The sequence below is a fragment of the Sphingomonas sp. 8AM genome (assembly GCF_902506455.1).
Classification (GTDB): Bacteria; Pseudomonadota; Alphaproteobacteria; order Sphingomonadales; family Sphingomonadaceae; genus Sphingomonas.
Map to the genome: position 1 here is coordinate 2,256,534 of NZ_LR733844.1, position 21,389 is coordinate 2,277,922.

Consider the following 21,389-nt stretch of genomic DNA (forward strand, 5'->3'; position numbering starts at 1 on the left):
TTGTGCCGCGCCCGAGATTGGCCACCTATCCATCCGAGAGTAGGGACGCTGTAACTGTCAGCCAGTTTGAGAGTCGGCGTGGCGACAAGGAAAAGACTTATGGATGAGCTCGAGGTTTTCAGTGTGTTCTTCAATTGCAAGGACGCTGAGAGGGTGAAAGACTGGTTAAACGGATACACGCCAACCGCCGGATATGCCTATGGCGAATTGCTGAGGTTTGGTTCTGTCGAATTCAAAGGGCCCGTTTTCGTAGTTCAATTTCTGAGCAAGTCCGACGAGTTGGCGCTGCGGGAACACTTTTATCCACTAAAATATGACTGAGTGCGTTCTTCCCCTTACATCTTCTCCAGGAGTATTGCGCCGACGTAGCGGTAACATCGACCCAGTTGTAGCCGCTCAGGGCTCCCGCAGCACTCGCCATGAGCGTACATCCATTCAGCTTTACCCGCCATGTTCTGCACGAATGCCAACATAGGTGCGGGACCCTGTGCCCAAGCTAGCTCAGCGTACAGGTCATGAGCTGCCGCCGGTCCGATGGATACTAGGGTCAGGACCCATTGATGTGAGCGTCGCGATCTGATTCAGGCTCCGTGAGGAGACCGGGATGAGCGACCTTTTTTGGCTGACGGACGAGCAGATTGAGCGGCTGCGGCCGTTTTTTCCCAAGAGCCACGGTAGGCCTCGGGTGGATGACCGGCGGGTGTTGAGCGGCATCGTCTTCGTCAACCGCAATGGGCTGCGCTGGCGAGATGCGCCCAGCGCCTATGGTCCTCACAAGACGCTGTACAATCGATGGAAGCGCTGGGGCGAGCGAGGCGTGTTCACGCGCATGTTGGAGGGGCTGGCTGCAGGCGATGCAGAGCCGAAGACCGTTATGATAGACGCGACATACCTGAAGGCGCACCGCACGGCATCGAGCCTGCGGGTTAAAAGGGGGATCTCGGCCGCCTGATCGGACGCACGAAAGGCGGCATGAACACCAAGCTTCATGCCGTCGCCGATGCGAACGGCCGCCCCTTGAGCTTCTTCATGACCGCCGGGCAGGTTAGCGACTACACCGGTGCGGCAGCCCTGCTGGACGACCTGCCAAAAGCGCAGTGGCTGCTCGGCGACCGCGGCTACGACGCCGATTGGTTCAGGGACGCTCTCCAAGCCAAAGGCATCCAGCCATGCATCCCGGGCCGACGATCGCGCAACGAGCCGGTCAGATACGACAAGCGCCGTTACCAGCGTCGAAGCCGAATCGAGATCATGTTCGGCCGCCTCAAGGACTGGCGGCGCGTTGCCACACGCTACGATCGCTGCCCCACGGCCTTCTTTTCCGCCGTCGCCCTCGCTGCCACCGTCATCTTCTGGCTGTGATCAACGAGTCCTGACCCTAAGCGAGCCCGCATCTACCCAACGCAGGGAGATTCACGCTTGCGTGCGAAATTCGTTACGTCGCGCTCTCTGCTCGCGGGCATTTGCTTAATGATCGAGATAAGAACGCATAGCTGCGGATCATCAGAGCTGAACGAACGGGCATTTATGCCAATTTGGCGCTCCAAAGCGGACCAGCCGCTTCCACCAGAATGTATAGTTTCGCTACCGACTTCCCGTCAGGCTAAGCCGATTGCCAAGGTGGCGGAAGGCACGGTCACGACAGGTGAGCAGGATGACCTGCATCCGCGTTGCCGCCTCCGTCAGAATCTCGGTCATGAGGTCGAGGCGGGTATCGTCCGAATAGACCAGCGGGTCGTCCAGGATCAGCGATACTGGCATTCCCTGCTCAAGGAGCATGTCGGCGAAGGCGAGCCGAGTGAGAACCGCCAGCTGCTCCTGCGTGCCCCTGGAGAGATCGCCGCAATTCTCGCCCAAACCGCCCCGCGCAATCGACGCCAGGCCAAGGTCTTCACCAAAGCCGGGATCAGCCCCCGGCAGTAGCCGTTCGATGTGCCGGCGCGCACGTCGTGCCACCGGCCCGACGAACGTCCGTGACGTCTCGGCGCGTGCACTCTCCAACGTGTCGCGAAGCAGCTTCAGCGTCTCCGCTTCCTGCGTCACACGTGCTAGGTTAGCAACTGCGGCATCCGCCTCCTCCCGTGCGATCGCGGCGCGGTCGGCCAGCCCTTTGCCGCCTTCCGCCTCGATCCGCGCCTCGAGCCCGGCAATCACCTTTTGCAAATCAGTGTGCTGGCCCCGGGCAACATCGACCCGCTTGTCCAGCAGTCCGATCTGCCGCTCGATCGTCACAACGTCATGCGCAGTCGCCGCGCGTTCGGCATCCTGCAGGTTGACGAGCGCTGCCGCCTCCTGCTGGCGCGCATCGCGCAAAGCGTCGTCAAGCGAGGCAACCTCGGGCTTGGCTTCCAGGGTGGCAAGCTGTGCCGTGGCGTTCAGCGCATCCCGCTCGGCGCCAGCTTCCTGCACCATCAATGGAGCATTGCGCGCCTCCACTTCGCGCAACTGCTCGGATGCCACAGCATCGACACCTTCAGCCTTAGCTAGCGCCGTATCAGCCTCACCTAATCTGATGGTCAGCGCCTCAACGTCTGGTTCTTCGCCACTCCCCTCCCCTTCCGCGCCTTCCCGCAGTCCGGCGATGAAGAGCTTCAGGGCCGAGGCACCAGCCTCGATGTCGAGCATCGTCACGGCAGGTGTGATCCCGACGATCCGCGCTTCAAGCGTGCGAAGGTTAGCGACCGCGTCTCGCGCGGCCTCGTTGTGCGCGCGCGCCGCAGCCACACTCTCCACTCCGTGCTCAGCCAAGCCTGCGTTCAGATCATCTGTCGCGTTGGCAAGTATCGTTTCGGCACCTTGCAGTCCGACCGGCGGTCGGATGATCAGTTCGGCATCGCCAAGTCGGATGTGCGTCTCGCGAGACAGCATCCGATCTCCACGCTCCGCCGCAGCTCCGTCTATCATCAGGCCGCTGACATCGCCCGCGAACTCGATCCGCGTCGCACCGGCATCCATAGCCGCCCGTGCCTTGTCCACGGCACGTTCACGTCCCTCGAGGGCCTTGATGACGGGGGTGGGGATCACCGCAGTCGCGAGCTGCCGCGTCGTTTCGTATTCGGCCTCCAGCGCAACCAGCTCAGTATATCGCCGTCGTGCCTCGCCGGTGGCACCCCGGCGCTCGCGCTCCGCAGCCCGTATCCGAGCAGCGTCAAGTGCCGCGTGGACAGTCCGCCGAGTGTCACGAGCACGGGTTAGCAGCTCACGGGCTGTCGTCGCTCGTTCCTGCGCGGCCGCCAGCTCCCCAACCAGGCCGGATCGGCTATCCCGTACCTTGCTGAGCGCCTTAGCCGTGTCGACGACAGTTTTGCGTGCAGTTGCTAGGCGCGATGCGAGATCCTCGAATGCCCTGACACGGTCGACAAGGCGGCCCTGCTCGGCGCGGCGTGTGTCGAGCAGCTGAGCGGCAGAACGCGCCACGTCGAGGTGGCCTACCAGCGCCCGACGCCGCTCAGCATCGCCGGTATCAGCAAGATCGCGATCGAGCACCTTCAGCCGCGCCCGCGCAGCCTCAAGGTCTGAGAAGCCCTGCTCGAGTGCGGCAAGCCGAGTTGCCGCCTCGCTCGCGGCGCGTTGTGCTGCCTCATGCTCGTCGCGTGCCGCAGTCTGGCGGCCGGTCGGCCGACCGCTGTTGGTCCAGAATTCCGCGTACTGACTGTCGATGCGGGGGCGGACACGCTGGTAGGCGGCACCACCCATAATGGTGCCGACCTCAGCTTCCAGGGTAGCGCGAACGCTGTCTCGCACAACCTCACCCGGCGCCGTCACTTCAAGCGCCTGCGCCTGCCCAACCCACAGCAGGCCGAGTGCGCCGTGCGCGGTTGCGTCGCCGCCCTGGCTGGTGTCGCGACGCGCACCGAGCAGTGCTTGCAGCTGCGCCTCGGCATCCTCGCCCTGGGCACGCCCGTTTGGTCCGCGAACCTCAACCGAGGCACTCTTCAGGAAGCGCTTGCTGACTTCCCACGCCTCACCTTTCGCCTCAAAGCCGATCTCGATCTGCGGGGCGACGGCCTCACCGTAAGGCGCATAGCTACGCGCAAGCCGGTTGGCGGTGTTGTGCCGGATGAAGAAGGCGGCGCGTATCGCTTCCAACAGCGTCGACTTGCCGGTCTCGTTGGGCTCGATGATGACGTTCAGCCCATCGGTCAGCCCGTCGAGCACGTAGGGGTCGCGGTATTTGCGGAAGTTTGAAAGCGCGATGCGCCGGATCCGAAGGCTCATGCCGCGTCTTGCCCACGCTGATGTTCTACGAACAGGCGCTCGAGCGCCCGCCTAGCCATGGCGCCGTCGCTGCCACCGGCCTCTATCAGGCTCATCAGCTTGGCCGCGGCCGTGCCGATCATCCCCTCGACTCGCAGGTCTGCCAGATCCTGTTCGCTCGGCCGACCGACGAGATCGTCGGCGACGACCGCCAGATGGCGGAGGCGGTGGCGCAGGTCATTGTCGAGGCGCGCAAGGATCGCGATACGATCGGACAGACTGACGATACCCGAGAGCGAGAGCTGCAAGAGGGTTGCCGATGCTTCGACCTGCGCGAGCAGCCGGTCGCACTCGGCGGCAAAGCCCTCCGCGTCGGCTACCGTCCACGAACGCATCAGCCACTGGAACCTGCCAGTACGGATTGGCGACACCGACGGCTCCGCCCCGGCCTCAAGCGTCACGAGCAGAGCGTAGCCCGGCTCATCCCGCTGGAAGCGGTCGGTTTCCGGCGTTCCGGAGTACCAGGTACGCGCATCGATCCTGAGGCTTCCGTGCCAGTCGCCGAGCGCAAAATAGTCGAGGTTGGAGCGCTGCGCGCGATCGGGCGCAATCTGGTTCTGCGCCTCGCCGCGCGATGAGAAGTCGCGGATCGAGCCGTGAGCGAGACCGATGCGTAAGCTCGCGCCTGGCGCCTCCATCGTGTCGAACAGCGCGGTTGGATCGTCGAGATTGTGCCGGTGGGTTAGCGGTGCCGGCAGCAGCCACTGCCCGGGCTCCAACTCGTATGGCACCGGCTCGGCAAGGATGCGGACATTGGCGACGCCCTTGGCGCGGACACGGTCCCACAAGCCGCTATTGCGGGCGAAGTCGTGGTTGCCGGGCAGCAGCCACCAGGTACAGGCATAGCGCTGCATTCGCGACACCGCCTGCACGATCACCCGGTCTTCCGGTCCCTCTGTGTCAAATACGTCGCCCGCCACCAGCACGTGCGCGACGTCATGCTCGGTTGCAGCTTTGCCGATCGCGTCGATCGCATCGAACCGCGCCTCGCTAAGGGCGGCGCGCACGTCGCTGTCGAAGCGACCATACGGCTTGCCGAGTTGCCAGTCGGCTGTGTGGATCAGGCGTAACATGGAAACCTTCTGGCGGTGCGGGTTATGGCTGTCGAGCGGGACGTCCTGCCCCCCCCTACCCCGCCACCATGTAAAGTCAGCGGATCGCGATAACCTTGACCTCAACGGCATCGGCGATCTTCTTCCAGTTCTGGTCACTCGTCCACGCGGGCAGGCCGTCGCGCCGCGCGAGGGCCAGGCAGAAGCGGTCACCGAGGCTAAGCCCCGCCTCGGCTGTTGCCGCCCGTAACCGCCCGGCAATCTGCGCGAGTGCCTTGTCGGCCGGCACGACCGTCAGCGGTATTGGATCGAGCATCGCATCGACTTCGCGCTCGGGCATGCCGGTATGGACGAAGTGGCTGACGACCTCGGCATAGTTGACGCTACTTACCCGCGCCCCACCGATCTCAGCCGCGACCTTTGCCGCTCCACGCTCGCCCTTGAGCATGGCAATGATCGCCGACGCGTCCAGAACTACGCTCATTCGCCGCTCTCCTCGCGACGTCGGGCAAGAAACGCGTCAACGGATGCGTCGGGGTTACCGCCGGTGTACTGCTTGGCTAGCGCTTGGGCGCGTGCCACCGCCTGGCCTGCCGTCCGCAACACTACGCCATCCTCGGTTTCGTCCAGGTAGACCGCACCGCCGCCACTCAGACCAAGACGCTTCCGGACGTCCGCCGGCAGGCTCATGCGCCCGTTGGGCGTGATGTTGATTTGCAAGGTCATAATGACACACCCGCCCCTGTGGTTACACTGGTATCGCATAGCTGAGCTGGCCGTCTTAGGCAACGAGTGGGTCTTGATGCTCCAATCTCATTCTTATGTCTCTTGTACCGTCGTGTGGCATACCGTCACAGCCGTGCTAAACACCTATCTCGGTAGGTACGTTTTAGGTATACCTTACTAAGATCGGCACATAGCTAGTTCTTTATAGGCCTCTAAACCATCTAAAAAGGACTGGGCAAACAAGCACCACGTATCGAAGACTGGAGCATGTTCATCCGAGCCTACCTCCGCGCGTCTACCTCCGAGCAGGACGCGTCACGCGGACGCGAAGCTCTCGATGTATTCGCGGCGGAGCGAGGCTTACGGATCGCAGCGCGCTACGTTGAAAATGAGAGTGGGGCTAAGCTGGATCGGCCTGAGTTGTTCCGCTTGCTCGCGGACTGTGAGTCTGGTGACGTTCTGCTGGTGGAGTAGCTTGATCGGCTGTCTCGCCTGACATCCAGCGACTGGCAGCAACTGCGCGGCTTGATCGACGCCAAGGAGGTCCGCATCGTTGCTCTCGATCTTCCGACATCGTGGAGCCTGACTGCGTCGGTTGACGAGTTCACCGACCGCATGTTCGCGGCGGTCAACGCCATGATGCTCGACGTCCTCGCAGCGGTCGCGCGCAAGGACTATGAGGATCGGCGTCGCCGTCAAACCAAGGGTACTGCCAAGGCGAAGGCGGCCGGGCTCTATAAAGGCCGTCCAGCGAACAAGGCCCGCAACGCTGCAATCTCCTCTCTGCTGAGCAACGGCCGCACATGGCGAGAGATCATGGATGCAACCGGATGCAGCCGCACCTTACTGGCGAAGATCGCTCGCGATCGTCGGCTGCCCAACGCCGAGCCGGGCGCCGAAACGACTAACTAATTATGGGGCGGTCGCCCTTCCTTCCCCGACGGTCCATCCTCCCCTTGCGGCGAACTCAGCACACGTACGTTCGCGGTCGTGGAACTGACGCGTCGATCTGCGAAACTGCCTCGTGAAGGAACACTCCGATTACACAGGCCTACCGCAGTATGGCTGGCTTGCTCTTAGAAAGCCAACTAGTTCGCGTACGTCCACCATTGGTCGCCAGCGACCAGACTGAAAGTGGGCATCTAAGTGGGCAAAATAAACAGCCGAACTGCTAACGGCCTGTAAAAAGGCGGTTTTTGGCGGAGCGGGAGGGATTCGAACCCTCGATACGCTTTTGACGTATACTCACTTTCCAGGCGAGCGCCTTCGACCACTCGGCCACCGCTCCGCATGCTTGGAAGGGCGGCACTAGTCGGAGTCGCCACCGTGCGCAAGCGCGTCGATTGCCTCGTGCGCGACGATGCGGCACGCTGCGGGCATGTCGACGCTCGCTGCCTTGCTACTGCTTGCCCAGGCGCCCGCCGCTGCGGTGCCCGCGCCCCATGATCCGGTCGAAAGCGACTGGCGCACCATCCCGGATGACGAGCTGCTCGTGATGCGGCTGGCGGGTGATCGTACCGTCGTGATCCGGCTCGCCGCGACCTATGCGCCGCTACACGTCGCCAGCATACGAGCGCTCGCGCACGCACATTGGTGGGACCGACTGAGCGTCTACCGCGTGCAGGAGAACTGGGTGGCGCAATGGGGCGACGCCAGCGAGAAGAAGCCGCTCGCCCCCGGCGTACCGACGCATCTGCCGCCCGAGTTCGAGATCGCGCGCTTCGCGCCCGCGCAGACGCTGACGCGCGCCGATCCGCATTCCGTGGTGTCGGGGATCACCGCGGACGGCTGGCCGGTCGCCAGCGACAGGCGCGGCCACGCGTGGCTGACGCATTGCTATGGCATGGTCAATGTCGCGCGCGATGCGGACCCGACTTCCGGATCGGGGGCAGAAATGTCGACGCCGATCGGGCAGTCGGCGCGGCGGCTCGACCGCAATTACGCGCTGGTCGGGCGGATCATCGCGGGGATGCACTATCTGTCGTCCCTGCCGCGCAGCGACGCGCCGATGGGCTTCTACGCCAACCCAGCCGAGCGCACACCGATCGTCGAGATACGGCTCGCCAGCGACATCCCGGCGGCGGAGCGCCCGCGCTATCAGTACCGCTCCGCCGACAATCCGCGCTTCGCGGCGATGATCCGGCGGCGCGAGAATCCGCCCGCGCCGACGGTCGGCGGTGGCGGGATCGAGGTGTGCGAGGTGCCGCTGGAAGTGCGGCGGGTGCCGTGAAATTACGAGGGCTTGATCGTCCTCTCGACGCCCCGGTGCCACGCCGGGCCCTCGCTTGATGCCGCAACCACGTCGGAAGAACCGGGATGCCGGATCCCGTCCGCGCTGACGGGGGGACGTGAGCGGGGCGAGCAGGTCCGCACGACTTCGTTGCCGGGAAACGTGGCTCCCCGGCGAACGTTCGGACGGGCGATCCTACCGCTGCGCGCCGATCCAGTCGGACACCTGCTGCGCCACTTGATTGGCTGCCTGGCTCAGCGCGGTGCCGGATTGCGCCGCATCTATCGCAGAGACCGGCACCCGCGCCTCGAAGCGGCGCTTCTCGACCGCAGGCTTGCCCGCCGGCGTGAACGACGCATCATAGGTCACCACCGCCTGCCGCTGCACCGCATCGACCCCGAAGGTCCGCAGCTCACCGCCGAGCGTCGCACTCGGCGAGTCGAACGATTGCGCCGGCGACAGCACCACCATCTGCGCGCGCGCGGTCAGCGTATCGGACAGCAGCCGCGCGAACAGCCGCGCCGGCGGCTCGGCCCATTGTGCGTCCTTGACATAGGCGAGCGACGTGTCGGTCGCCTGCACCGGCACGCGCGTCCCGGCGATCGACTGCGGCACCGCCGGCACCTCGATCACGATCGCGCGGCCGGTCGCGGAGTTCTGCACCGTCCCCGCCGCCGGCTGTACCTGCGGCGCGATCGTCAACAGCGACGGTGGCGGCGACGCGCCGAACCGGATGCAGCCGGCCAGCGGCACCAGCGCCGCGACGATCAGGAGCTTGTTCGCCAAAGCACGCACGGTCACTTCCCCTTATAGTCCGGCAGCGCCGGCTGCCCCACCAGCGAGCTGGCGCCACCCTGCTCGACCCGCTCGCTAATCGACTTCAGCGACGAGGCGGTCACGCGCAGATCACGCACCAGCTGGTTGACCTGCGGGATCGTCTGCTTGCTGAACGTCGTCAGCCCCGGTCGCGCATCGCCGATCGCGGAATTGAGCGTATCCGCGCTCTGCTGCGCCGAGGTGATCGCCTTGTTGAGATTGGCCATCGCCGGCTGGACGTCGTTCGCCAGCACGCCGTTGGTGGTTTGCGCCAGCGCGCCGATCTGCTCGGCGGCATTGCCCGCCTGCTGGATCGCGATCCGCGTCTGTGCCAGCGTCGCGGCAATCTCCGGCCCACGATCGGCGAGCGCGTCGGTCAGGCGATTGGTATTGTCGAGGATGCCGGCGATCGACGCCTGGTTGCGGTCGCTCAACATGCCCGTCAACCGCTCGGTCAGCGTCGACAGTCGCTCTAGCAATTGCGGCGCGGAATTGAGGATCGCGCCGATCCCGCCAGTCTTGGTCGGGATCACTGGCACGCCCAGCGGGCAGACGCTCTTGGCGGCGTCGCCGTCGGGGCACGTGATCGGCTGCGCGCCCTTGGTCGCGCCGTCCAGGCTGACGGTGCTGGTGCCGGTGAAGCTGCCCTGGATCGTCGCGGTGGTGCCGCGCAGGATCGGCGTGTCGTTGTTTACGCTGATCCGCACGCGCACATATTGCGGATCGGGCTTCCACAGCGAGATGCTCTTCACCTGCCCCGACGGCACACCCGAGAAGGTCACCGACGATCCCTTCGCCAGACCGTCGACCGCCTGCCGGAAGAAAATGTCATAGTCGCGCTCTTCCGCGCCGCCGATCCGGGCGATCCACACCGTGAAGACCGCCACCAGCGCCAGCAGGATCAGCACCACCGCGCCGACGAGGACATGGTTCGAACGCGTTTCCATCTCTCAGCCCCTCTCGCCCGGCCCGGAGGCGCCGGCCGACCTGCCGTAATCCGCCGTATCCGCGCCGCGCGCATAATCGTCCGCCATGCCACCCTGCGAGCGCTGCCCGCTTTGCAGCTGCGCCACCTCGGTCGGGTGCGCGGCAGCGTCGCTCGCCGCACTCCGCTCCCGCGAGGCGACCGCCGCCCGGCCACGCGGCCCGTTAAAATATTCCTGGATCCACGGGTGATCCAGCGCCAGCAACTCGTCGATGGTCCCCACCGCGATCACGCGCTTGTCGGCGAGCACCGCGACGCGGTCACAGATCGCGTAGAGCGTGTCGAGATCGTGGGTGATGAGGAACACCGTCAGCCCCAGCGTCTTCTGGAGTGCCTTGGTCAAATCGTCGAACGCAGCCGCACCGATCGGATCGAGCCCGGCGGTCGGCTCGTCGAGGAACAGCAGTTCGGGATCGAGCGCCAGCGCGCGCGCCAGCCCGGCCCGCTTCTTCATGCCGCCTGACAGCTCGGCGGGAAATTTCGGCCCAGCGTCGGCCGGCAACCCGGTCATCACCACCTTGTACGACGCGATCTCGTCGAGCAGCGCAAGGTCGAGGTCGGGATAGAATTCGCGCAGCGGCACCTGCACATTCTCGGCGACGGTCAACGTCGAGAACAACGCGCCACCCTGGAACAGCACGCCCCAGCGCTTGCGAACCTCGACCGTGTCATGCTCGCTCCGGTCGAGCGTCGGCTCGCCGAACACCTCCACCTCGCCCTGCGTCGGCGATTGCAGCCCGATGATCGAGCGCATCAGCACCGACTTGCCGGTGCCCGAGCCGCCGACCACGCCGAGGATCTCGCCACGCCGCACCTCTAGGTCGAGGTTGTCGTGGATAACCTGATCGCCGAATTCGTTGCGCAGCCCGGTCACCTTGATGATCGGCGCGGTGTCGGGTCGGCTGGCATTGTGCTGCGGCATCAGATCCAGCCGATCTGTTCGAAGAACACCGCGAAGAACGCGTCGACGACGATCACCATGAAGATTGCCTGCACCACCGCCGAGGTGGTCTTGAGCCCGACCTGTTCGGCATCGCCCTTCACCTGCATTCCCTGAAAGCACCCGGCGACCGCGATGATCGCGCCGAACACCGGCGCCTTGATGAGCCCGACGAACACGTCGGTGATCGGCACCACCTCGCGAATGCGCGCAACGAACGCGATCGGCGGGATGTCGAGCGCGAACCAGCACAACAGGCAGCCGCCGAAGACAGACAGGACCGCGGCGTAGAAACCGAGCAGCGGCATCAGCACGATCGCGGCGATCGTGCGCGGCAGCACCAGCGCCTCCATCGGCGAGACGCCGATCGTGCGCATCGCATCGATCTCTTCGGTCAGCTTCATCGTGCCCAATTGCGCCGCGAACGCGGAGCCCGAGCGCCCCGCGACCATGATCGCGGTCATCAGCACGCCCAGTTCGCGCATCGAGATGCGGCCGACCAGATTGATCGTGAACGCCTCGGCACCGAACTGGCGGAGCTGCACCGCCCCCTGCTGTGCGATCACCACGCCGATCAGGAAGCTCATCAGCCCGATAATGCCCAGCGCCGAAACGCCGACCACCTCGAACCGCTGCACCGTCGCATTGAAGCGGAAGCGGCTGGGGTGGCGGATGACCCCGCCGAACGCGATCACCGTCTCGCCCATGAACCCGAGCAGCCCCAGCGCGGTCCGCGCCGAATTGGCCGTCGATTCGCCGATCTCGGCCAGCACGCGCCCGAACGCAGAACGCGATTGCGGGCGCATCTGCACCGGCTGGTCCGCGGCTTGCACCTGTTCCAGCAGGTTCTGCCCGTCGCCGCTCAGCCCCTCGATCCGCGCGCCGTGTTGGCGGGCAAAGCGGTGGATCACCCAGGCGCCGATCGTATCGATCCGCTCAACCGCGGAAAGGTCGACGACCCCCACCTGCCCGTCCTGCTTCTCCAGCCGGTTCGGCAAGTCGCCGAGCCGCGCCAGCGACAGGTCGCCGGTCACGCGCAACACCTGTGCGCCGCCCGCAGCGCCGTCACGATCCATGCTGAAGTCGGCAGCCGCACTCATCGGTCGATCCATGCGGCAAAGCTCATCACGTCACAAGCGCCCAGCACCGCAATCGTTCCGCGCGCGTACCACTTTTGTGATCGCTCGCTCACAAAAGCACGTCGACGGTGTGGATCACCACGCCGACCAGCCCGCCGACCAGCGTCCCGTTGATGCGAATGAATTGCAGATCCTTGCCCACCGCATTTTCGAGCCGCTGCGTCACGGTCTGCGCATCCCAGCCGCGCACCGTCTCGGATACCAGCCGCACGATCGCATCGCCGTGATCGGCCGCCGCCCCCACTGCTGCGCGCCGCACGAAACGATTGATGATCCGCCCCAGCCGCGGGTCGTCCTGCAAGGTCGCACCCAGTTGGTGCAGCGCCTCGCCGAGCTTGCCCGCCATCAGCGCATCGGGGTCGCGCGCCGCGCGCAACATCGCGGCGCGCGCCTGCTCCCACAGTCCGTTGATCCAGTCCTGCATCGCCGGGTTTTCGAGCAGCTCGATCTTCACCGTCTCCACGCGCGCGCGCATCTCGGGATCGTGCTGGAGCCGCTCGGCGATGCCCGCCATCGCTTCCTCGACCTTCAGGCGCAGTGGATGCTCGGGGTTGTCGGCCATCTCCGCGACCAGTTTGTCGAGGCCATCGATGATCTTGTTCGCCAGCGTCTCGTCCAGCCCGGTCCAGCGCAGCACCGTGCCCGCGCGATCATGAACCATCGCGCGGATCAGATGCTCGTTAGACGCCAGCGCACCGCGCATCCAGCGCACCAGCGCATCGATCACCGGGCGATGCCGCTCCTCCGCCATCGCCGCCGCCAGCGCGCGGCCCAGCATCGGCGACAGCTCGGTCGCACGCACGCGCGCCACCAGCATCGCGCGCACCATCCCGCCCAGCCGCTCCTGGTCGAGCGCCTGCAACACCTCGGTCGCCAGCCGCGAGATCCCGCGCGTCAGCCGGCTACCGACTCCCCCGCGCGGGTTGGCGAGCCAGCGCCCGGCCGCCGCAGCGACGTCGATCCGTTGCATCCGCCGCGCGACCACTGCCGGGATCAGGAAATATTCGCGCAGGAACTGCGCGAGCTGGTCGCCGATCCGGTCCTTGTTGCGCGGGATGATCGCGGTATGCGGGATCGGCAGCCCGAGCGGATGGCGAAACAGCGCGGTGACAGCGAACCAGTCTGCCAGCCCGCCGACCATCGCCGCCTCGGCAAAGGCGCGGACGAAGCCCCACGCCGGATGCCGCGGCTCCAACGCGCGCGAGGCGAAGAACGCCGCCGCCATTACCACCAGCAACAGCGCCGCAAGCCGCCGCATCCGGACGAGGGCGGCAGGCGGAGGGGCGGCGCGAACGATCATCCCCGTAACAATCCCCGATCGCGCGCGAAGTTCAAGCGACCCTCGTCATTGCGTCGTTACGCCCGCGATGACGGGCCCATGTCTGTCGAATGCGCCAATGACCGCCCGACACCCACGACCTTCATGTGTCCGCCGAAGCGCACACTCTCACTCCGCCGGATGCTCCCCCTCGCCCCGGAACGGTATGCGGCCATGCGGCGCGCCGATCGCGTCCTGGGGCGAGTGCTCAATCACCGGACCCTCATCGCCGGGACGATAGGTCAGCAAACGCCGCCCCAGCCACGGCCCGACCCGCCGCTCGACACCGATCGCCAGCGAGAACGCCGCCGGCACGATCAGCAACGTCAGCACGGTCGAGACGATCAGCCCGCCGATCACCACGATCCCCATCGGCGCGCGCGACGCCCCGTCGCCCGACAGCGACAGCGCGGTCGGCACCATGCCCGCGACCATCGCAACGGTGGTCATGACGATCGGCTGCGCGCGCTTGTGCCCGGCGTCGACGATTGCGTCATACGACGGCACCCCCGCCTGCATTTCCTCCAGCGCGAAGTCGATCAGCAGGATCGAATTCTTTGCGACGATCCCCAGCAGCATCAACAAGCCGATGAACACCGGCATCGACAGCGGATTGCCGGTCAGCCGCAGCGCGATCAACCCGCCGAGCGGCGCCAGCGTCAGCGACGCCATGTTGACCAGCGGCGGCAGCAAGCGGCGATACAGTAGCACCAGCACGGAGAAGACCAGGAACACCCCCGCCACCACCGCGACGATGAAGTTCTGGAGCATCTCCATCTGCCACTTGGCCTGCCCGACGCTCAGCTCGCCGACGCCCAGCGGCAGGTTCTTCATCGCCGGCAGCTGCTTCACCTTGGGCAGCATCACGCTGATCGGCTGGCCGGGGCTCAGGTCGGCGCCGATCGTCAGCTGACGTTGCTGGTTGATGCGCTGGATGCGCGTCGGGCCCGAGCCGAAGCCGATCTCGGCGACGACGCTCAGCGGCACCGATCCGCCGGTCAGCGTCTGCACCGGCAGGTTCTGGATCGTCGCCAGCCGCGAGCGCGAACTCTGCTCCAGCGCGACGCGGATCGGGATCTGCCGGTCGTTCAGCGAGAAGCGCGCGCTGTTCTGGTCGATGTCGCCGATCGTCGCGATGCGGATCGCGTTCGACAGCGCCGAGGTCGTCACGCCCAGGCTGGCGGCGAGATCGAGCCGCGGCTTGATGATGATCTCCGGCCGGTTGAGATCGCCCGCGATGCGCGGCGCGAGCAGCCCCGGCACCGTGCCCATCTCCTTGACCAGCCGGTCCGCGGCCTGTCGCAGCACGACCGGATCGTCCCCGCCGAGGGTGATCGACACGTCGCGGTTGTTGTCGCCCCAGCCGAACTGCGACTGGAAATTGACGCGCGCATCCGCGATCTTCGACAATTCGGGTGCCAGCGCGCGCTCGAACTCGGTCGAGGTCTTGCTGCGTTTTTCACGCAATTGCGCGGTCACGCGACCCGATCCGACCAGCGTCCGGGTATAGATGCTCTCCACCTCCGGCTGCTTGCTGAGGATCGCATAGACCTGATCGACCACACCCTGCGTCGTCTGCAGCGTGCTGCCCGGCGGCATCGTGATCGTCACCGTCGAGCGCGGCATGTCGCGCGCCGGCTGGAAGGTCAGCGGCGAGGTCGCGAACATCGCGATCGTCGCTACGAACGCCAGCACGCCCGCGCCGATCATCCACACGCGATGGTCGCGCCAGTAACCGACGACGCGGTGCACCCCGCCCTTGGCCCGCGCCCGCACCGCGCGGGTGCTGTCGAGCGTCCAGATCAGCAGCCGTTGATAGGTATTGAGCAGCCAGCCGCCGCCATGTTCGACGTGCCCGCCGGCCTTCAGGAAATACGCCGCGACCATCGGCGTGATGAGCCGCGCCACCGCAAGGCTCATCAGCACCGCCGCGACGACGGTCAGCCCGAAGTTCTTGAAGAACTGTCCGGCGATTCCCGGCATCAGCCCGACCGGCAGGAACACCGCGACAATCGCCATCGTCGTCGCCAGCACGGCGAGCCCGATCTCGTCGGCGGCGTCGATCGACGCCTGATAGGCGGTCTTCCCCATCCGCATATGGCGGACGATGTTCTCGATCTCGACGATCGCATCATCGACCAGCACGCCGGCCACCAGGCTGAGCGCCAGCATCGTCATGTTGTTGAGCGTAAAGCCCATCAGATCCATGAACCAGAACGCCGGGATCGCCGAGAGCGGAATCGCCAGCGCCGAGATGATCGTCGCGCGCCAGTCGCGCAGGAACAGGAACACGACGATCACCGCAAGGATCGCGCCCTCGATCATCGCATGGATCGCGGTCTTGAACTGCTCCAGCGGATATTTCGACCCGTCGAGCCGCATCTTGAAGCGGACCTGCGGATTGCGCTTCTCCAGCGCCTCCAGCTTGGCCTTCGCCTCGCGGAAAACGGTGACGTCCGAATAGCCCTTGGCACGCGTGAAGTCGAACGACAGCGCCTGCCGCCCGTCGACCGACGCCGCGGAACGCTGCTCGGCGTACAGGTCGCGCACCGTCGCGACATCGGACAACCGGACGGTGCGCCCGTTGCCGACGTTGATCTGCAACTGCCCCAGCTCGTAGGCGGAATGCGCATTGCCCAGCACGCGCACCGATTGCTCCGCACCTGCGATCTCGGCGCGCCCACCCGGCGCGTTGAGGTTCACCTGCCGCAATTGCGCGTTGATCTGGCTGGCGGTCAGCCCCTGCGCGGCGAGCCGCGCGGGGTCGAGGATCACGCGGATCTCGCGGCTGACCCCGCCGTTGCGCGTCACCCCGCCCATGCCGGGGACCGACATCAGCTCCTTGGTCACCGTATTGTCGATGTACCAGCTGAGCTGCTCCAGCGTCATGTCGGTGCCGACGGCGGTGTAGCTGCCGAGGTCGTTGTCGTTGATCTTCACCCGCGCGACCTGCGGCTCGAGGATCCCCTCGGGCAGGTTGCCGCGGATCTGCGTGATCGCGTCGCGCGCCTCGTTCACCGCGCGGTCGATCGGCGTACCGATGTCGAGCTGGACGATCGTCGTTGACGTACCTTCGGACACGAACGACTGGATCTCGTCGATACCTTCCAGCGAACGCACCGCCGCCTCGACACGCTGCGTGACCTGCGTCTCCAGCTCGCTGGGCGCCGCGCCCGGCTGGGTGATGTCGATCGAGACGATCGGGAAGTCGATGTCGGGCTGTTCGTTGATGTCCATCCGCACGAAGCTGACGATGCCGGCGACCGTCAGCATCAGGAACAGGACGATCGACGGCACCGGGTTGCGGATCGACCAGGCGGAGATGTTGCGAAAGCCCATGACGTCCCGTCCTCTTATCGCGCGGCGGTCGGCTTGGCGCGCTGCGGCTTTACCATCTGCCCGGGGTTCAGGAACGCGCCGGCCGATTGCACGACGCGCTCGTCACCGTTCAGGCCACTGGCGATCGCGACGCGATCGTCGGCGACGGTGCCCAGTGTCACCGAGCGGCGCACCACCTTGTTCTGCGCGTCGACGATATAGACGTAATTGCCCTTCTCGTCGCTCAGCAAGGCGGATTGCGGCAGCTCCGGCTGGCGCGCACCGCCCGCAGTGATCGTCGCGCTGGCGAAGCCGCCGGGGCGCAGCGCCGGGTCATAGGACAGCTTGATGCGCGCGATGCCCTGCCGTGTCTGCGGGTCGATCACCGGCGCGACCTGCCAGACGCTGCCGGGGAAGGCTCGCGTGTCGCCGACCGGCACCACCTTGGCGGGCGAACCGACGCGCACCACCTGCAGGTCGCCCTCGGCGAGCTGCGCGCGCATCTCCATCTCGCCGCCCTTGGCCATGCGGAACAGCATCCCCGAGCCCGAGCTGACGATCTGCCCCGGCTCAACGCCGCGCGTCAGGATCAGCCCGGCGGCCGGCGCGCGGATGTCGAGCCGCGCATTGCGCGCGCGCTGCTCGGACAGGGTCGCCTGCGCCACCTGCAAGCGCGCACGCGCGGCGTCGCGGGTTGCGATCCGGCGCTGGACGTCGGCCTTGGAGATGAAGCCGCGATCGACGAGACTCTGCGCACGCTCCAGCTCGGCCTGCGCGAGCGTCAGGTCGGATTTCGCGACGTTGATCTGCGCCGCCAGCGACTGCGCGGTCTGCGCCTGCACCGAACGGTCGATCGTCGCCAGCACCTGCCCGGCGCCGACCCACTGACCCGGCTCGACCAGCACGCGGCTGACCATCCCGCCCTCGCCCGCGACACCGACCGGCATCTCGCGCGTTGCCGCCAGCGTACCGGTCGCGCTGATGATCCGCGCGACCGACTGTGCGCCGGGGACGATAATGGTCACTGCGGGCGCCTGGCTTGCGGCGGTGGCGGGGGGAGCCTCTTCGGCCGTTGGCCGGAGCACGTACCAGGCGACGGCGGCAACGATCAGCGCCACCAGCCCGCCGATCAGCAGCCAGCGACGCCGCGTGCGTGGCGAGCGATCCTCCAGCACCAGCTGTTCGCCCTGCATCTCCCCGCCCTGGTACGTCATGATTCCCCTTTCGCGCCCCGGCGTGTATTACACGCCTACGTCACCGTGACAAGCGGCGCGCGGCGGCCGGCTCTTATCGTGATTACAACGACCTGTCCCGTTCATCTTGCATTCCGACGCATCAAGGCAGAGCCGGTTTCACTTGGATCAAGGGAGTTTTTCTGCATGAATCGAATGTTGCCCTTGCTGGCGATGGCCGCCGCCGGTGTCGTGGCGATACCGGCTGGCGCACAGGTCGCGCTCCCGATGGCGACGGTGGTACCGGACGGCGCCGTGCTCGACGTCAGCGCCACCGGGCGCGTGTCACGGACACCGGATCTCGCGACGATTACCGCGGGCGTCGTGACGCAGGCACCGGCCGCCGCCACGGCACTGGCGGAAAATGCACAGCGGATGGATGCGGTGGTCAAGGCACTGAAGACCGCCGGACTCGCCGCGCGCGATCTCTCGACCAGCAACGTCGCGCTGTCGCCGCAATATCGCTATCAGGACGGCAAGCCGCCGGTCATCACCGGCTATCAGGCAAGTAACTCGGTTGCGATCCGCTTCCGCGACATCGCCAGGGCCGGCGCGGTGCTCGACACACTGGTGCAGGCGGGCGCCAACCAGATCGACGGGCCGAACCTGTCGCTTTCCGATCCCGAGGCAGCGCTCGACGAAGCCCGCGCACAGGCGGTGACCAAGGCGCGGGCGCGCGCCGAGCTCTATGCAAAGGCGGCGGGTCTGTCGGTGGCCCGGATCGTCGCGATCAACGAGGCGGGCGAGAATGGTGGCGACCGTCCGCGACCGATGCCGATGATGGCGCGCGCCGCGGTCCAGTCGGACGCCGAGACCGTCGTCCTGCCGGGCGAAACCGACGTCACCGCCAGCGTCAACGTCCGCTTCCTGCTCAAGTAATCGCCACTATTTCATCCCGGACCTGATCCGGGATCCCGCTTCTGCTTCGCGGCAATACGAAAAGAAGCGGAGCTCTGAATCACGGTCGGGGCGACGAAGCCCATAAACGAAAGCGGCCGCCCGGATCACCGGGCGGCCGCCTTGTCGTCAGACCGTGGTCGTCGGTGCGATCAACGCACGCGACCGCGACGGGCCAGATTGACGATCGCCAGCAGCACGACCGCACCCAGCAGCGAGACGAGGAACGAATAGATCGTCAGCGGCGCATTGTTGATCGAACCGCCCGAGAAGATCAGACCGCCGAGGAACGCGCCGACAATGCCAACGACGATGTTGAGGAAGATACCCTGCTGCGCGTCGGTGCGCATGATCATGCTGGCCAGCCAGCCGATGACACCGCCGATGATAAGCCACAGAATGATACCCATGATAATACTCCCCTCAGATGCGCCCGGAGTGGCTGCTCTGGTGGGAATTACTCACGAGCCCGGCACATTGTTCCGGTCGCGTAATCCATATTGTGGCAGGGTTTTCACGCCCGGTCCCGCGCACCTGTATCGACGCGGGACGCAGGTTCGCGAGGGTCAGAACTTCTGCTGGCGCTCGTACAGTGTCTTGTAGTGCTGGATACGGGTGACGCGCAGCCCGGGCATCCCCGACCGGTCGATCGCACGCTGCCAGCCGGCGAATTCCTCGACGGTCAGGCCATAGCGTGCGCAGACGTCGTCGACGCTCAGCAGCCCGCCGTTAACCGCGGCGACCACCTCGGCCTTTCGTCGAACGACCCAGCGGGTGGTGTTCGACGGCGGCAGGGAGTCGAGCGTCAACGGTTCCCCCAGCGGACCGATGACCTTGGCAGGGCGACAATTTTCTTGTTGTTCGATCATTCCAAACCTCGGTTCGGGGCGCGACCCCCCATTCCATGTCGTGACTGCTGCGTAACGGCGATGGATTGAACGCCTCCTAAAGCGGTCCGGTAAACGACCTGTTCACGGCTGCTTCCAATGCTGAAGCGCGGCCGCGGCATCGGCGTTGAAGGCACCGCCGGGCGCACGCGCCGGCTCGCCCATCGCGCGTGCGACCTGCGCGGTCCGCGAGGCGAGCTGGCGCGCCCGGAGACTGCACAGCAGCGGCACGTCGGGAGGAGGAGTTTCGGCTGTCATATTCCTAATGTAGACCGCACGGTCTGAAAGCCGGGTAAAGTCGCCGGCAACGCTTCGTTCATTTCGGTTTACGCCGCCGCGGTTGCGGCTGTATGATACGCACCATCATGGACAGCGGTGAATTCCAGCTCGCGCCCGGTGCGCGACGCATCGTCGTGGCGATGTCGGGCGGAGTCGACAGCTCCGTCGTCGCCGCACTCGCCGCGCGCCAGCCCGGCGCCGAGGTGATCGGCGTGACGCTCCAGCTCTACGATCACGGCGAGGCGACCAGGCGCGCCGGGTCGTGCTGCGCCGGCCGCGACATCCGCGATGCGCGTGCGGTCTGCGACAGGCTCGGCATCGCGCATTACGTCTTCGATCACGAAAGCAGCTTCCGCGCGAATGTCGTCGATGCGTTCGCCGACGAATATCTCGCCGGACGCACCCCGATCCCGTGCGTCCAGTGCAACATGGGGCCGAAGTTCACCGACCTGCTGGCGCTCGCGCGCGATCTCGGTGCCGACTGTCTCGCTACCGGCCATTATGTCCGCCGTGTCGAGGGACCGGCGGGTGCGGAGCTGCACCGTGCCGCCGATCCGGCGCGCGACCAAAGCTATTTCCTGTTCGCCACTACGCAGGAACAGCTCGATTTCATCCGCTTCCCGCTCGGCGCGCTGCCCAAGCCGCGCGTCCGCGAACTCGCCGCCGAACTTGCCTTGGTTGTCGCCGATAAACCCGACAGCCAGGACATCTGTTTCGTCCCCGATGGCGATTACGCCTCGCTGGTCAAGAAGCTGCGCCCGGAGGCGGCGACCGGCGGCGACATCGTCGACCTGACGGGTCGCAAGCTCGGCGAGCATCGCGGGCTTGTTCATTACACGGTCGGTCAACGGCGCGGGCTGGAGATCGGTGGCACCCCCGAACCGCTCTACGTCGTCCGGCTGGAGGCCGACGCGCGCCGCGTGGTGGTCGGTCCGCGTGCGGCGCTGGCGGTTGCGGCGGCACGGCTCGAGCGGCTTAACATGCTCGGTCCGCTCGACGGTCCGCTGACCGCGAAGGTCCGCTCGATGGCCAAGCCGGTGCCGGCGCGCATGACGGGCGACCGCCTGGTGTTCGACACCCCCGAATATGGCGTCGCGCCCGGCCAGGCGGCAGTGCTGTACGCCGGCGACCGGGTGCTGGGCGGCGGCTGGATCGCCGCGACCGAGTCGGTGGAGGCGATGGGTGAGGACGCGTCGCTCGCGGCCTCCGCGTCAGCCTGACCGCTCACCAGCAGCATGATCCGTCGCCGCGGACTTGATCCGGGCCTGCTCTTTCTTCGCCTCCGGCACGAAGCGGGACCCCGGATCAGGTCC

General features: G+C 66.2%; 21 protein-coding genes and 1 tRNA gene. 7 read left to right on the plus strand and 15 right to left on the minus strand.

Annotated elements, in window-relative coordinates; translation table 11 throughout:
- Nucleotides 1-99: 99 nt before the first annotated feature.
- Complete coding sequence (locus BACI71_RS10510) at nt 100-321, plus strand: hypothetical protein (RefSeq protein ID WP_159758389.1); 222 nt, start codon at nt 100-102, stop codon at nt 319-321.
- Between the two features lie 283 nt (nt 322-604).
- A protein-coding gene (locus BACI71_RS10515; RefSeq protein ID WP_159758391.1) for an IS5 family transposase occupies nt 605-1,362 on the plus strand; the annotation gives its coding sequence in 2 pieces (ribosomal slippage) (nt 605-938 and nt 938-1,362; 759 coding nt in all).
- 222 nt (nt 1,363-1,584) lie between these two features.
- Here BACI71_RS10515 and BACI71_RS10520 read toward each other — a convergent pair.
- The 4 genes from BACI71_RS10520 to BACI71_RS10535 all read right to left on the minus strand — a co-directional run bounded on the left by BACI71_RS10520 (nt 1,585) and on the right by BACI71_RS10535 (nt 6,035).
- Nucleotides 1,585-4,218 carry an AAA family ATPase gene (locus tag BACI71_RS10520; protein ID WP_159758393.1) on the minus strand — a complete coding sequence of 878 codons (2,634 nt, stop codon included), beginning with the start codon at nt 4,216-4,218 and terminating at the stop codon, nt 1,585-1,587.
- Nucleotides 4,215-5,330 (minus strand): metallophosphoesterase family protein, encoded by a 1,116-nt coding sequence (locus BACI71_RS10525; RefSeq protein ID WP_159758395.1) that lies wholly within the window; start codon nt 5,328-5,330, stop codon nt 4,215-4,217. The genes BACI71_RS10520 and BACI71_RS10525 overlap by 4 nt, the downstream gene beginning before the upstream one ends.
- 76 nt (nt 5,331-5,406) lie before the next feature.
- A complete protein-coding gene (locus BACI71_RS10530; protein ID WP_159758397.1) occupies nt 5,407-5,793 on the minus strand; it encodes a type II toxin-antitoxin system VapC family toxin in 387 nt (128 codons plus the stop codon).
- On the minus strand, nt 5,790-6,035 hold the full coding sequence (locus BACI71_RS10535; RefSeq protein WP_066548739.1) for an AbrB/MazE/SpoVT family DNA-binding domain-containing protein: 246 nt from the start codon (nt 6,033-6,035) through the stop codon (nt 5,790-5,792). Before BACI71_RS10535 ends, BACI71_RS10530 begins: the two co-directional genes overlap by 4 nt.
- 267 nt (nt 6,036-6,302) lie before the next feature.
- On the opposite strand from BACI71_RS10535, the gene BACI71_RS17925 reads away from it, so the two are divergent.
- Together BACI71_RS17925 and BACI71_RS17930 are read left to right on the plus strand one after the other, a co-directional pair.
- On the plus strand, nt 6,303-6,509 hold the full coding sequence (locus BACI71_RS17925; protein ID WP_236552949.1) for a recombinase family protein: 207 nt from the start codon (nt 6,303-6,305) through the stop codon (nt 6,507-6,509).
- 51 nt (nt 6,510-6,560) lie between these two features.
- Nucleotides 6,561-6,947 carry a hypothetical protein gene (locus BACI71_RS17930; RefSeq protein WP_236552950.1) on the plus strand — a complete coding sequence of 129 codons (387 nt, stop codon included), beginning with the start codon at nt 6,561-6,563 and terminating at the stop codon, nt 6,945-6,947.
- A 285-nt stretch (nt 6,948-7,232) separates the two neighbouring features.
- Here BACI71_RS17930 and BACI71_RS10545 read toward each other — a convergent pair.
- Nucleotides 7,233-7,323: transfer RNA gene (locus BACI71_RS10545), tRNA-Ser, on the minus strand.
- A 90-nt stretch (nt 7,324-7,413) separates the two neighbouring features.
- Between BACI71_RS10545 and BACI71_RS10550 the strand changes: the two genes are divergently transcribed.
- On the plus strand, nt 7,414-8,265 hold the full coding sequence (locus tag BACI71_RS10550) for a peptidylprolyl isomerase (RefSeq protein WP_159758400.1): 852 nt from the start codon (nt 7,414-7,416) through the stop codon (nt 8,263-8,265).
- A 195-nt stretch (nt 8,266-8,460) separates the two neighbouring features.
- Here the strand turns inward: BACI71_RS10550 and BACI71_RS10555 are convergent, their stop codons facing one another.
- From BACI71_RS10555 to BACI71_RS10585, 7 genes are all read right to left on the minus strand, one after another.
- On the minus strand, nt 8,461-9,066 hold the full coding sequence (locus BACI71_RS10555; RefSeq protein ID WP_443018462.1) for an ABC-type transport auxiliary lipoprotein family protein: 606 nt from the start codon (nt 9,064-9,066) through the stop codon (nt 8,461-8,463).
- Entirely contained in the window at nt 9,063-10,028 is a 966-nt protein-coding gene (locus BACI71_RS10560; RefSeq protein ID WP_159758402.1) for an MlaD family protein, read from the minus strand. Before BACI71_RS10560 ends, BACI71_RS10555 begins: the two co-directional genes overlap by 4 nt.
- Nucleotides 10,029-10,031: 3 nt before the next feature.
- Complete coding sequence (locus BACI71_RS10565) at nt 10,032-10,988, minus strand: ABC transporter ATP-binding protein (protein ID WP_159758404.1); 957 nt, start codon at nt 10,986-10,988, stop codon at nt 10,032-10,034.
- Nucleotides 10,988-12,106, minus strand: a complete 1,119-nt coding sequence (locus BACI71_RS10570) for an ABC transporter permease (protein WP_159758406.1) — start codon at nt 12,104-12,106, stop codon at nt 10,988-10,990. Before BACI71_RS10570 ends, BACI71_RS10565 begins: the two co-directional genes overlap by 1 nt.
- Before the next feature lie 88 nt (nt 12,107-12,194).
- The gene (locus BACI71_RS10575) at nt 12,195-13,445 is read right to left on the minus strand and encodes a DUF445 domain-containing protein (protein WP_236552951.1); all 1,251 of its coding nucleotides are present in this window, start codon (nt 13,443-13,445) and stop codon (nt 12,195-12,197) included.
- A 147-nt stretch (nt 13,446-13,592) separates the two neighbouring features.
- A complete protein-coding gene (locus BACI71_RS10580) occupies nt 13,593-16,802 on the minus strand; it encodes an efflux RND transporter permease subunit (RefSeq protein ID WP_159758408.1) in 3,210 nt (1,069 codons plus the stop codon).
- A gap of 14 nt (nt 16,803-16,816) precedes the next feature.
- Complete coding sequence (locus tag BACI71_RS10585; RefSeq protein WP_201297356.1) at nt 16,817-17,995, minus strand: efflux RND transporter periplasmic adaptor subunit; 1,179 nt, start codon at nt 17,993-17,995, stop codon at nt 16,817-16,819.
- A 165-nt stretch (nt 17,996-18,160) separates the two neighbouring features.
- Between BACI71_RS10585 and BACI71_RS10590 the strand changes: the two genes are divergently transcribed.
- A complete protein-coding gene (locus tag BACI71_RS10590; protein ID WP_159758410.1) occupies nt 18,161-18,892 on the plus strand; it encodes an SIMPL domain-containing protein in 732 nt (243 codons plus the stop codon).
- A 170-nt stretch (nt 18,893-19,062) separates the two neighbouring features.
- Here BACI71_RS10590 and BACI71_RS10595 read toward each other — a convergent pair whose 3' ends face one another.
- The 3 genes from BACI71_RS10595 to BACI71_RS10605 form a co-directional block, all read right to left on the minus strand.
- The gene (locus BACI71_RS10595) at nt 19,063-19,320 is read right to left on the minus strand and encodes a GlsB/YeaQ/YmgE family stress response membrane protein (protein ID WP_159758412.1); all 258 of its coding nucleotides are present in this window, start codon (nt 19,318-19,320) and stop codon (nt 19,063-19,065) included.
- A gap of 156 nt (nt 19,321-19,476) precedes the next feature.
- Entirely contained in the window at nt 19,477-19,779 is a 303-nt protein-coding gene (sciP, locus tag BACI71_RS10600) for a CtrA inhibitor SciP (protein ID WP_159758414.1), read from the minus strand.
- A 102-nt stretch (nt 19,780-19,881) separates the two neighbouring features.
- Nucleotides 19,882-20,055 (minus strand): hypothetical protein, encoded by a 174-nt coding sequence (locus tag BACI71_RS10605; protein WP_159758416.1) that lies wholly within the window; start codon nt 20,053-20,055, stop codon nt 19,882-19,884.
- A gap of 107 nt (nt 20,056-20,162) precedes the next feature.
- Between BACI71_RS10605 and mnmA the strand changes: the two genes are divergently transcribed.
- Nucleotides 20,163-21,296 carry a tRNA 2-thiouridine(34) synthase MnmA gene (gene mnmA / locus BACI71_RS10610; RefSeq protein WP_159761114.1) on the plus strand — a complete coding sequence of 378 codons (1,134 nt, stop codon included), beginning with the start codon at nt 20,163-20,165 and terminating at the stop codon, nt 21,294-21,296.
- Nucleotides 21,297-21,389: the final 93 nt, after the last annotated feature.